The organism is Tardiphaga sp. 862_B3_N4_1, assembly GCF_051811085.1.
Taxonomy (GTDB): domain Bacteria; phylum Pseudomonadota; class Alphaproteobacteria; order Rhizobiales; family Xanthobacteraceae; genus Tardiphaga; species Tardiphaga robiniae.
The window spans coordinates 340,059-353,421 of record NZ_JBPWQB010000002.1 but is presented as its reverse complement, the minus strand read 5'-3'; the positions used below and the strand labels follow the sequence as shown (position 1 = coordinate 353,421).

Genomic DNA, 13,363 nt, shown 5'->3' with positions numbered 1-13,363 from the left:
CTCGAACTGGCGACGTCAGGATCGGCTAGGCGTGAGCGGTTTAGTCGGACAGGATGGTGGTCCATTCTTGAGCGCTGCATCAATAGCCTCGAAAAGTGATGTGTCACTAAACGGTTTGAACAGGCATCGTACGGGGCCAAGATTCTGTAGTCGCGGCGTTAATGTCTCGGCGGCGTACGCCGTTATGAAGATTACCGGAAGGTGTATGCCACGCGTCCTCAATACCTCATAGAGTTCAGGGCCCGTCATTCCAGGCATGGCCACATCCAAAATCAAGCAATCCGCCCGCTGTCCTCGCTCAGTCGATAGAAAATCTTCTGCGGAAGAAAACGTCTCGACAGCGAAACCAAGTTCACGGAGCAGATCCGGCAATGATTCCCGTACGGATTCATCATCGTCTACTAACGAAATGAGCAGCGGTGAGTTGATCATTGTATCTCAACATTCAAGTAAGGCACGCTGTCATACTGAAGGCTGGCAGAAAGATCTGAGACGGTCGCTGTTCCGAATGTTCTTGTGGGAAGAGAAATAAACAACGATGCGCCCGGACCGTCGTTGTTCAGCGATGCCCAAATGCGTCCGCCATGGCTTTCTACTATCGATCGGCTTACGGATAATCCCATTCCCATGCCGTCGACCTTTGTAGTGTAGAAAGCGTCAAACATTCTGTCTCCTGTTTGAGGATCGAAGCCTGTGCCGGAGTCTGCTACTTCGATGCTGATCGATATGCCTTCATTAAGCCGCGTGACGACGCTCAGTTTTCGTGGCCGGCCCGTTATATACCGCATAGCGTCGGAAGCATTCAGCAACAGGTTCAGGATGACTTGTTGAATCTGTACGCGGTCTGCCAAAATTACAGGTATGTTGGCGGCAAGGCGGATATCTAGAACGACCAGGCTGCTTTGCAGTTCCGTCATAACTAGGGAAATCACCTCGCGGACGACAGAGTTCACGTCTATTGGCTCTCTGACGGTTCCGGAGCCGGCAAATAAGCTCCTCAACCGTCGTATCATGTCAGCCGCTCGATGCCCGTCACGCACCGACCTTTCTGCCGTCTTGCGAGCGCCTTCAATATTTGGGGGACTAGCTGCTAGCATACGAAGACAGGTCGTGGCGTTTGTAACGATGCCGAGCAACGGTTGGTTTACCTCGTGGGCGATCGAGGCAGTCAGCGCTCCAAGCGTCGTGGCTCGCGACACATGAGCCAGCTCCGATCGTGCTTTGGCGAGAGCTTGCTGTGACAGGTGCTGGCGGGAAACGTCTTGAATTGCGCCGACGTATTGCAGGCCGCCGTCTTTAGCTCGCCCGCTATGGGCGACAAGGTGGACGTGCTTCTCTGAGAGGTCGGGCAAGAGCAGCCGAAACCGACTATTTAGGTCGGCGCCGGTAGCGCGAGCATCCTCTATCATTTTGTGAAAGTCGAGAAGATCGCCGGGATAAACGCGGCTTTCCAAAAGACGAATGGTCACGGATTGTCCCGGTGCAATTTGACAGATGCGGTACATCTCTTCTGAGAACTCCAATGCATCGGTCGGTACGTGCCAGTAGAAACTCCCACTAAGACTCAAATGCTGGGCCTCTCGCAACCAAGCTTCGCTGCGTTGCAGATCTGAATACAGCCGTGCGTTGTCCAACCAAATTGCTGCTTGCGATGCAAGAAAATCTAAAACTGAAGCTCTATCCGTCGTAAAGGCGCGTGTTGTCATGGAATTCTCCAGGTATAGCACGCCAATCACGTCAACTGTCTTAATGATGGGTAGGCAAAGAATCGAACGTGGCCGCCAACTCTCCAAGTAATCATCGATCTCGACCAGATCCGGACCAGCGCCTCCATCCAACACAATAGGGGCTTGCGTACGGATAACGTATTGAACGGCGGCGTAGGACAGATCGACTGGCGTGAGCTCGCGCTTTGACACCTGTACTTTGACAGACCCTTGTTCAGTTACAGCCTCGGCTTCGATTTTTAACTTATTGCCATCGAGTAGCAAAAGGAGCCCACGTTCCGCGCCAGCGTGCTCAAGAGCTAAGCGCATGAGCTTTTCTATAAGGTTCTCAAGATCCATTTCGCTCGATAGAGTCTTAGATGCTCTCCCCACAACTTGTACATCGATATGCGCCAAAGGAACTTCGACCGAGGTCATGGAAGCGCCTCTGCGGATATCTGGGTGGCGCCGCTCAAGTAAACGAGTTTTGACAACGCACCCCCAGCGGTCGTAACAATCATATGCGTTTCGTATAAAGATGTCCGATACGCTGACTAAGTTGAGCGATTTGTAAAATCGGCCAGCCAGCTCGTGAGCAAGAGCTTCGACTTGGATGAAGCCGTTCAAACGAGAGAGACGAATTGCTTGTTCGTAGAGGTTTTGAGCGTCGCGCTCCCGGCCTTGCAATCGAGCCAACTCGGCTCTCAACAAGGCCTCACGACTTTCGAATGTAGACGGGTTAATGCATGCCCAGGTCGTGAGCCGATCGCAATGCGCCGACAGGCAATCGAAAAGTTCATCGCGGTCTCTTGGGTAGCTACGGTCGATTGCGGAGGCCTTCGTAAGTCCGGAAAAGAAAATATACTCGGCTTCCTCCGCCGAAGAACGCATCGCCCATATGACGTCATCCAAGCGCGAACTTGCACTCAAGGCAGCATTGTAGTCTTCCGTGAAATAATACTCTTGAAGACGAAAAACCCAATGATAGCAAGCCATCATGGCACGGCCTGGCGGCCCTTCAAGGTCCTTCACGGCCCAATCATTGTCCTCTCGCGATGGCCCGGTTGCGCGAAGCGCCGCGACTAACCGCAGCTGTCCGAAGAACCTGTTTACTGGAAGACCGAGCTCGACGCTCTTCGCGATCGAGATTGCTTGCTCTGCCTCCTGCTGCACCTGAGTGAGGAGGGTCCCTGACATCAACAGATGAGTGATACGATTTCGAGAATTGTAAGCTGCGAAGGCAAAGTCACCCATGGCAGCCCCGATCTGTGAAGCGTGCACCGTCAAGGCATTTGCCGAGGCGATGTGCGCGTTCCACGGAACGGTAAATGCGGCAAGGCAGCAATATACCCGCGCCTTGTACCTGTCGGCATCGTGTCGATCTACCAACTTAAGAGCGACTGCACCAAGGGTGTGCGCTGTTTTATAATCAGCAAATCGGATACCTGTCGCCATGTTGATAGCCGAGTAAGCAACCGCAGAACTCGCGCAGTGACCAAATTGCAAACTGAGATTCACCATCCGCAGTAGCACGAGCTCCATCAGGTGCCGGTCAACCGCGTACGCAGCGGGGAACAGCTCCGTTAAGACAGCCATCGTTGCGAGAATTGTTGGATCGGTCATCTCTGGTAGAGCAAGAAGCGCGTCGCTAGAGCGACCGCCGAGGTCCCGATGCATTGTTGCATATTCGAGGTCGACGTCTGCGGACGTCGGTTGAGCCGGCCACGACATAGTCGCCTTGGAAAGGAAATCTAAACCCACCCGGACCGCGCGCTCGCTTTGACCGCGTGTGAAGTGCATCAGCATAGCAAGACAGGCAGTTCCAGCGCGGTCGGACAAGGAAATGGCGCGTAAAGAAAGCAACGAAAGCCTAGTCTCCGCGAGAGTCCATTCGCCCGTCGCAATCTCACATTCGGCGTGATTAAGGTCGAGTTGGAAGAGAAAATCACTGAGCGGATCGCCGCCGCCCGCGTTAAGCAGCTGCCGGCCGCGGGAGAAATAATTGCTTGCTGAGCTGAAGGCGGAAGCTTTCTTGGCACGCATGGCCGCGATGAAATACAGTCTTGCAACCTGTTCGCTTCTAGGGCCGGCCTCGATCGCGGCGAAGCCACGTTCGAACTGGGCGACAATTTCAAATATATTCTTCTCTAGTTCCGATGATGAATGTCGGGAGAGTAAAAGCCAGCCGACACTTGCGTGGCAGGCGATTCGATCGTTGTCTGAAATTAAAGCGTAGGCGGCTTCTTGCACGTGATCGTGTACAAAGGAGAACACACCTTCCGCGGATTGTACTAATCCCGCATCGGCCGCCGACTGTAGGGCAGCGCAAATATCGTCAGGATTACTGCCTCGCACTAGTGAGATTGTATGGGCATCCGCCGCGTTCCCTAGCAACGAGAGATAACTCAATGCCTCACGCGCTTGGCTCGATAAGCGCCCAATTCGAGCGGCGATCAGATGCGCGACATTGTCTGTCATCTCCTTATCGCGCAAACTGAAGAGGTTCCACGTCCACCTGGCTTGATGCGGGTCGAACCTTAGAAACCCCTCGGACGCAATCTCTCGGAGGAACTGAATTGAAAAAAAAGGATTTCCCGCAGCCTTTTCGTTCACGAGATCGGCCAGTGAGCTTACGTCGTCGGTACTCGCACCTAACGCGTCGGAGAGCAAGATCGTAAGGTCCCGTGTGGTGAGCGGGCCTAAGCGCACATTGGTTACAGCACCTTGAAAGGGGCGAACAGTCTCCAGCGCTTGGAGCAGCGGGTGATTGTCACCTATTTCGTCATCGCGATACGCGCCAATGACAAGAATGTGTGGCAACTCTGAGCTGGTGAAAAGTCGATTCAAAAAGTCGAGTGTCGCACTGTCTAACCACTGTAGATCGTCTATAAAAAGTATCAACGGATGCTCGGGCTTGGCGAACACCCGTAGTAAAGCTCGAAAGACAAGGTGAAATCGAGCTTGCGCGGCACGAAGATCGACCGGGGGCGCGTTCGGCTGTTCGCCGAGAACGACGGCGAGCTCCGGTACCAAACCAATCATGAGCTGCGCATTGGCGCCTAGTACCGAAACAAGTTCGCTTCGCCAGAGGGCGAGGTCTTCGTCTGTCTTTGTCAGCAGCTGCAGGACCAGCCCGCGGAAAGCCTGAGCGAGTGTCGCGTTCGGTATATCGCGCTTGTATTGATCGCATTTACCGGTGGCGAACAGCAAGCCGCGCCCCTTGAGGCTTCGGTGCAGCCCGCTAACCAGCGACGACTTTCCAATTCCTGCGCTGCCCGATACGAGGATCAGCTCGCTCGAGCCTGTAGTTATGACGCGATCAGCGGCGGCTGTTAGCAGCCCGAGCGCGCGATCTCTACCGTAGAGTGTCTTCGAGATCGAGAGCCGATCAGAGATATCATTTCCGCCGGGCTCAAAGTCGTTGATGTAAGAGTTCTCTCGCCAATCCAGTAAACAGCGGGTGAGATCGCTCTCCGCACCTCTTGCGGTCTGATATCGCTCAAGCGGATCCTTCACCAAAAACTTCAGAATGATGCGATTAATCGCCGCCGGAATACCGGGTGACCGCGCCGCAGGCAAAGGCGGCTTCTTCGCTATATGGCAATGGGCCCATTCGGTGGCATCTTTGGCTGTGAAGGGCAGCGTTCCAGTGAATAGTTCATAGAGCGTAATTCCGAGGCCGTATAAGTCACTTCGAGAATCGACAGGCCAATTCACCCGGCCCGTTTGCTCCGGAGCCATATATGCGAACGTTCCTGCGATGACGTCGCCGGCCGCCGAGTCCACGTTGTCGAATGATCGCCCTGCGGCCAAGCCAAATCCAGCCAGCCGAACACCCCCGGCCTCATCGACGAATATATTTTGCGGATTGATATCCCTGTGTGTAACACCGTGCTCATGCATCTTCCGGACGGCGGCGGTTATGGAGCATGCTAGCGATAAGGGATGGGACCAGTCGGTTAGCGGCCGGCGCATGCGTAGAAGAACTTGGTCAAGGGGCTCCCCGCCGGGATCCTCCAATAAAAGCGTCGGTCGATCTTGGTAAAGAACATAAGCAATTGGGCGCAAAGCCCAGTCCGGCTCAAGCTCGTTTGAAATCCGATACTCTTTTTTTAAACGATTCGCGGCGCGAATAAACGGAGCATCACTTCTCGCGACGATTGCTAGCATGGATCGTCCGAATGGGGAATGCGCGCGATATAGCGTCGATGCCTCTCCCGCACGAATTGGCTCAAACCTGAGTTCGGTCGACAGCAGTTGGGCGGTCGTTCCGCCCGCCATCGAATCCAGTTCTTGATCAAACTCTTGGGTCATCCGAACCACCTGAGCGACTGCATATCTTAAAGAATATTCTGCCGCGTTTTAATGTGCCTGCGCCACGAGAGAAAATGTGAATGTTGCTCCCGCTCCGGGGGTGGACGACGCCCATAGTCGACCTGAGTGCCGCTCTATGATCGATCGACAAACCGAAAGCCCGATACCCATGCCTTTAGATTTGGTCGTGTAAAACGGGTCGAACAACCTTTCAATGTTGCTCGGGTCGAACCCTGTCCCAGAGTCTTCCACACTCAGAATAATCTGATACTCTCTGTCACGCGCGGTTCTGATCACCAAATGTTTGCGGTCACTGGTTAGAGAGCTCATCGCGTCAAAGGCATTCTGTAGCAAGTTGAGAATTACCTGCTGCAGCTGAATGCGGTCTCCCAAGATATCGGGTAGGTCATTCGAAAGATCTCGATGAACTAGTATGCCTTCTTTTCGAAGTTCAGATGAGTATAGATCAAGCACCTCTTGCGCCACTTCGCTTAAATCAAGAATCTCAGTGTGCGAGTCATTATTCGAGAACAGTGACCGGAGACGCGTTATTACATCGGTAGCTCGCTGAGCATCACGGATCGTTCGACGGGCTGTCTCCGACGCACCGCCGACATTTGGAGGCTTGTCCGCTAACATCGAGAGACAAGTACCGGCATTGGTCATTATGCCTGATAGCGGTTGATTGAGTTCATGAGCGATTGACGCTGAGAGTTGGCCCATCGTTGCGACACGGTTTGCGTGAACCAGCTGTAATTGGAGTTCGTGATATTGCCTATCGCTGTCCCGAGCGGCCTGTTCCGCGTTGTTGCGTGCGGTTAGGTCAAGAACGTAAGCAACTCCCTGAGTAGGTGCCTCGTCGAATAGCGCTGCGCCGATTAAAACAGAAACGCGAGTGCCATTTTTCCTGAGAAGCTCTCCTTCGTAGGGCGTTACCATGCCGGAGCGGTTCAGAGATCGAAGCCGTTCTTCATCCTTCGCCACCCATTCTGTCGGTGTAAGGTCGCGCCAATGAATATCCCTTGAGCCGAAATCGCTTCGCTCATGCCCGATGATGTTGAGAAATGCGTCGTTGGTCTCCGTGATTATGCCGTCCGTTCCCCAGATGAATATGCCAATGATGTTTGAATCGACTAGTCGTCGCATCCTTGCTTCTCGTTCTTGAAGATCCGCGTATAGGCGGCTGTTTTCTAACGAGATCACCGCCGCGGACGCGAGCAGCTCAAGCACCGCCACCCTGGACGGCGTGAACACATTGGGAATAAGACTGTTCTCTAAATACAGAACCCCGAGCAATCGCGATTGATTGAGTAACGGCATGCAGAGGATGGAACGTACGTCATGAGTGCTGGTATATACGTCGGGCTGAAATGATTGATCGCTCGCGGCGTCTTGTACCAGAGCACTCTCCCTCGTCCGTACCACGTAGTGAAACATCGTCTCCGATAACCGTTCTGCAGTAATTGCTGCTTTGTGAAAGACAACATCAAGGCTGCCGTTGGTAATAGAAGCTTCAGCTTCTATCAGATGTGTTTTCCCACGTGATAAAATTAACAGTCCACGGTCCGCACCAGCGTATTCTACTGCTAGCCGAACCAAAGTGGCTACGAGATTGTCCAGGACGATCTCGCGCGAGACTGCTTGGGAAACCTTTATGACCGTCGCTAAATCTAAATGTTCAATCGGCGCAAGGATGGTGCTGGTCGACTTCGGAGCGTGCTGTTCGCCGTTTAGGCTAGGATACAACTGTTCCAGATGGCGCACTTTGACAGTTGCTCCCCAACGCCGAAAGCAGGACTTCGCATCGCGCGCATAGACTATGGAAACTCGTTCGAAGTTGCGCGATCGGTAAAACCGTGCTGCAAGTTCGCAAGAAAGGCCTTCGATGTGAAGTGTGCCACTCTTATGTGCTAGTTGAATCGCTTCTTCGTAGAGATGTTGGGCATCTAAATCGCGACCCTCGATCCGTGCTAGCTCAGCAAATACGAGTGATCGACAATCGGCGAAGTTGTCAAGACAACCGATGGAGTGTTCGCCAACTCGATGAGCGTGCTTTTTGAACGCTTGCACGTATTCGCCTTGACGTAAGTCAGACGGGTTCTCTGCCATCGCCGCGTATGAAAGAGAGGCATAAAGCTCATAAATCATCAATTCTAAGCCGGACAACATCGCCCATCGGATCGGTTCAACAAAGCTGGCTGCCTCAATTGCTGCTTCGTAATCGTTTGCAAGAAAGCGCTCCTGTAGTTTAAAGATCCAATGATAGCTTACCAGTTGCGCGAGGCCGCGCTGTCCGGTCACATTTTGACGAGCCCAATCGTCATTGACAGTGACGTCTGTAGATTCGCCCCGTAGCGCGCCGGTTAACCAGCGATGACCGACGAAGCGCTCGGCAATTGCTCCGAATCCTGCCGATCGAACGTAGAGAAGCGCTTCTTCCGATCGTTGTTGTACCTCATCCAACGGAACCCCGGAGACGAGCAAGTTTGTTAGGAGGTGGCGCAGAGTGTAAACTGCGAAAGCTGTGTCACCCGTTGCTTTCCCAAGTGCAAAAGCTTGGGCTAACATTGCCCTGCATTCCCGGAAGGGGATGAACCACGGCATGGCGAAAGACGCGGCTTGTGAATACGCGCGCGCCTTGGATCTATCGGATCCGCCGCGGTCCGCGAGGTTGCAAGCGAGCCGTGCGAAGCGAAAGGAAGTTTCGTAATCGCCAAATCTTGAGCCGAGAAAGAGGCTAAGTGCGGAATAAGCGACGCTCGAGGCGTCGCAATTTCCATTTGCGAGACATAAGTTTGTCATCCGTAAGATAACCAAGTCGGCGAGTGCCGTGGACGTGTTTTCTGAGGTGACTGCCGCGGGGTACAATTCATTGAGAACGCTGATCGTTGCGAGATGGACAGGTGCCGCCATTGGCGCAAGCTCGCCGAACTGCTCTATCGATGAACGTTTGAGAGTGCCGAGCATGTGCTCGTATTCTCGCTGGACATCTTCGTGGGTCGGGCGGCGCGGCAGCGGGGTTTCATGTCGTTCGAGCCAATCGAGGCCGATCGCGATGGCCTTGTCATATTGCCCGCTTGTAAATAGGACCAACAATTGGAGGCAGACGGTCTGAGTTTGCTGTGAAGTTGTGCATTCTTCAAGAGCGATAATAGCAAGCCGTCGTTCGGCAGCGCGCAGGTCGCCTGTTACAAACTCGCTCTCTGCTTGAAGCCACTCTAAATTGAATGTTAGATCGCGATGGGTGCTCCAGCTGTCCGCTGGTAGCAGGGCTCTTCCACAACTGAAGTAATGGAGGGCAGAAGAATAGGCGGTGGCCGTCGCTGCCCGTTTTCCAGCAATCAGGTTGTATCCTGCGATCTCCAAGCGCTCCGCGGCGGAATCGAGTACGGCATTCGCTCGATTAAACTGATCAACGAGAAGAAAAATTCTATCGTAAAGGTCCTCGTGTTTTGTGCTTGACGCAATCGCACGGGCGTTTTTTAAATGAATGCTCGCTCTATGGTCTCCGGCAACCATAGCATATGCAGCCTCATGGATCCGGTCGTGTATTAAGCTGATCGATCCTTCGGTACGAACCAAAAGACCGGAATCTATCGCGATTTGAAGGGATGAAAGCAATTCTTGCTCGGAGAGCTCTGTAATCGCGAGAAGCGTTGTAAATTCTGCGGATATGCCCAAGCAAGCCAAATGTCCGAGTGCGTCGCGCGTTTCAATGGGCAGTCGGTCGAGTTTTCCTGCTAAGAGATCAACCACGTTGTCGCTAATGTTCCTGGATCGAATTCCATCAAGGTTCCACCGCCAAATCAGAGAGCTCCGGTCAAACGTAATTAATTCGTCTACCGCGAGTTCTACGATGAACTGTCTTACGAAAAAGGGGTTTCCACCGGTCTTCTCCCGAACAAGGTCAGCGAGCGCGTGGACATCGTCGGTATAACCCCCGCCGAGAGTATCCCTCAGAAGGATCAACACCTCGCCGGCCGTCAATGACGGGAGCTGAAGCTTAGATACCGAGACGCCGCTCTCCTGAATCGAATCGAGCATGTTTGACAGAGGATGAACGCTAGTTATCTCATCGTCGCGATAGGCGCAGACTATAAGTAGGTAATCGGTTCCCGGCTTGGTCGTTAGATGCTTCAAGAAGTCCAGCGTGGCAAGGTCAAGCCACTGCAAATCATCGATAAATATCGTGAGCGGGTGTTCTTTGCTTGAGAACACACGAAGCAAGTTTTGAAAGACGCTGTGAAATCGAGCGCGAGCTTCTGTAGGTCCAACGGGCGGTACGGGCGGCTGTTCGCCGATTACGAGCGCGAGCTGCGGAATCAAAGCGACCATTAACTGGCCGTTTGACCCGAGTGCAACGCTTAGCTCTCTACGCCATGTCGAGAGATCTTCTTCAGATTTGTTCAAAAGTTGGCGGACTAGGCTTTGGAATGCCGGCGCCAATGCTGCATACGGGATATCGTGCTTATATTGATCAAACTTCCCCTCCGCGAAGAAGCCGTTTGAGAGATGCTGGCTTCTGCTTAGCTCTCGTACCAGTGCTGACTTTCCAATACCGGCGCTCCCGGTGATTAATACAAGTTCCGGAGTGCCGGTCTGCGCCACCCGGCTTGATGCCGATCGTAATTCGGCGAGCTGCGGCGCACGCGCATATAACGTCGCTGGTATTGAAAGACGATCGTCTATGTCGTAACGGCCAAGTTCAACATCTTGAAGAGATTGGCGTTCTTTCCAAGCAACGAGACATTTTAACAGGTCATCCTGCACGCCGGCCGCTGTCTGGTATCTGTCTTCAGGAGATTTCGCCAGGAGTCTCATAATGATTGCTGAAACGTGATGCGGAATTGACTCTATGATCTGATGCGGCGGTGGCGGCATCTTGGCGATGTGACAATGAATCCACCCCATTGGATCTGCCGCTTGGAAAGGAAGGCGCCCCGTCAGTGCCTGATAGAGAATTATGCCGAAAGAATATAAGTCTGCTCGGAAGTCGACCCCGCGGTTCATCCGCCCGGTCTGTTCCGGTGCCATATATGGTAGGGTGCCTGCTATGAACTGAGGAGCACTACGTATTTCGGGATCCCGCGAGAGCAAGGACGCGAGACCAAATCCGGTCAGCCGGACCACGCCGGTATCGTCATCGACCAGAAGATGCGATGGTTTAATGTTTCTATGAACTATACCGCCTGCGTGTAGCAGGCATATCGATTGAGCAATGGCGATCCCAAGTTGAAGGAAACGCTCGACATCCATCATGCCGTCAATGTGATCGTGCAGCGGCCGCCCACGAGGCGACTCGAGCACGAGCATGGTTTTACCCTGGGTAAGCACTAGCTCAAGGGGAGGGGCGGCCCAAGTGGAGCCGAGGGACTCTCTCAGTTCGAATTCGCGAGTTAGCCGGTCGATGACTTCTGGACGACTCTCTTCATCCGTCGGAATCACGCATAAACAGTTGAAATGGTCCGCATCGCGCCGCCGTACTCGAAAGTATGTGAGCCCGTCCTCCTCCCACAAGATTTGCGGGGCTTCGGTGTCTTCTGTAGCTCCAAAAGACGTAGCTCTGAGCATGCATTCCCGTCCCTCATCTGTCGATGAAAGTTACTGGATTCCGCGAAGTAGATGACGGACTCTCTAAGATCGGTGCCACATGAGATGTTGGTAGAAGGGGCGACATTTGAACCAACTCCTCCTTCTGCCATATCCTCGGTCATGCATTCCAGAACGCCGTGAACTCGGAGAGGTATGAGACACTGTGAGGATCGTCTCCAGTACAGGCCGCATTATAAGTACTGCGAAGTATTGTGCTACCGATACTATGGTGTCGCTTTCCTGATATGTTCTCCTCAAATGGCCCTATTTGGGAGCCTCTTCCCGCTCCGCCAGTTTGATCGAGCGGTAGGTTGCCACCATCAAACCGGAGAGCGGAATCAAACGCCAGACTGCAAGAGCACGTCTCTGGAAGCGGACGTTGGCTGGGGTGGCGTCTCTCGATCTGCTGATCTCCATCGCGCGGGAGTCGCGCGAACGACGCGCTTAAAGACGGTCGAAAAGTGAGCCTGAGTACAGAATCCAACTGTAAGGGCGACTTCCACCAAAGGCATTTTGGTAGTTGCCAACAAAAGTTTGGCTTGTTCAACACGCTGCAGCAAAAGATACTCCCGTGGTCTGTATCCCGTAGCGGCCTTAAATTGGGCGGCGAAGTGCATCCGTGACAGGCCAGAGACCCTTGCTAAATCGGACAACCGTATCCGTTGATCGAAATGCGTTCGGACGTATTCCTCAACGCGCTTGAGGCGCCATTTTGGTAGTACGCCGGATCGCGCATGGGAAAACGCGCAGCGCGCCAGGTAGAGTGCAAGCGTCTGAGCGACACTGCGCGCGAACGTACTCTCTGCATAAATTCCATCGTCATCCAAGGATCGCGCTAGCTGTTCTGCCAACGGGTCGCGAAGCAAAATCAAGTCATTCAAGCGCTCCGTAGGAAGGATCTCGTTACCCACGTCGCCAGCGAAGAATAATTCAGCTGGAATATGAAAGTGGATGAAGTCGAACGGTTCATGAAAGATTGCCAACAACTCTTTAGATGGTCCGCTCACGTAAAGAGTGCCGGTCGGCATAGTGCCGTCAAAAATCGTATGAGCACCGCGCATAAGCTCGATACGCGTGGGCTTTAAAGCAATAGCGACGAAAAATCGATCGCGTGGCGTGACGGAGCGCTCCTTTAAAAAACGGTTTTGCGGCCGCCGCCAACGCGTGACCGCAATATCGGTGTTTCTGTCACCGGAATGAAAGAGAGTGGGCCACGCCGACTCGTTGTGAAGAACATGCTCATGATTCACGTGAGTCTGGTGACATCGATCTTGGTCAAAGGCCGCTTCGCTCATTATCGCTGCTCCTCGCCGATTTAACATCTCGTCGCAGAACATAAGGCGAGCGAGAGCGAGAGACGATTGTACGATGGTGTCGCCAATACTTTGGTGTCGGGTGTGACATTGTGGGAGGCCGACGGGTCGGCGACCACGATGCGCGGGGAAACGCGGCGTCGTACTGGCCTCATACTACGATCAATAAAAGTGCATCGAGCGTCAGCCGGGATTCGCTCAAGAGCGTGGGCTTAACGGCGGATTAAACAGCTACATGCAAGTGCCGTCCTCGGCTCGATCGCGGGTACGTAACCGTCTATTCAACATTTGTTGCTGTCATGTACCACGCTATAGATGTACTCTTGAATCGGTAGGTGACACAACGTGACAACCTGTATTGGGCCTACGCCGACACGTCCCGCCGCGGGATCATCATACGACGATGTGAGGGCGAGCCGTCCGCCGGTGAACTGCGCG

At 53.5% G+C, this 13,363-nt stretch carries 4 protein-coding genes; all 4 read right to left on the bottom strand.

Annotation, left to right across the window (positions count from 1 at the left end):
* Positions 1-15: 15 nt before the first annotated feature.
* Positions 16-432 carry a response regulator gene (locus AB8B02_RS18895; RefSeq protein WP_439064831.1) on the bottom strand — a complete coding sequence of 139 codons (417 nt, stop codon included), beginning with the start codon at positions 430-432 and terminating at the stop codon, positions 16-18.
* On the bottom strand, positions 429-6,020 hold the full coding sequence (locus AB8B02_RS18890) for a trifunctional serine/threonine-protein kinase/ATP-binding protein/sensor histidine kinase (RefSeq protein WP_439064830.1): 5,592 nt from the start codon (positions 6,018-6,020) through the stop codon (positions 429-431). Before AB8B02_RS18890 ends, AB8B02_RS18895 begins: the two co-directional genes overlap by 4 nt.
* A gap of 48 nt (positions 6,021-6,068) precedes the next feature.
* Positions 6,069-11,591: an AAA family ATPase gene (locus AB8B02_RS18885; protein WP_439064829.1), complete on the bottom strand. Its 5,523-nt coding sequence runs from the start codon at positions 11,589-11,591 to the stop codon at positions 6,069-6,071.
* 359 nt (positions 11,592-11,950) lie between these two features.
* Positions 11,951-12,907 (bottom strand): helix-turn-helix domain-containing protein, encoded by a 957-nt coding sequence (locus AB8B02_RS18880; RefSeq protein ID WP_439064828.1) that lies wholly within the window; start codon positions 12,905-12,907, stop codon positions 11,951-11,953.
* Between the last annotated feature and the right edge of the window lie 456 nt (positions 12,908-13,363).

What these genes read in the sequence shown, in the direction of transcription:
- AB8B02_RS18895 (WP_439064831.1), bottom strand. Translation starts at nt 432, where the DNA reads ATGATCAACTCACCGCTGCTCATTTCGTTAGTAGACGATGATGAATCC.
- AB8B02_RS18890 (WP_439064830.1), bottom strand. Translation starts at nt 6,020, where the DNA reads ATGACCCAAGAGTTTGATCAAGAACTGGATTCGATGGCGGGCGGAACG.
- AB8B02_RS18885 (WP_439064829.1), bottom strand. Translation starts at nt 11,591, where the DNA reads ATGCTCAGAGCTACGTCTTTTGGAGCTACAGAAGACACCGAAGCCCCG.
- AB8B02_RS18880 (WP_439064828.1), bottom strand. Translation starts at nt 12,907, where the DNA reads ATGAGCGAAGCGGCCTTTGACCAAGATCGATGTCACCAGACTCACGTG.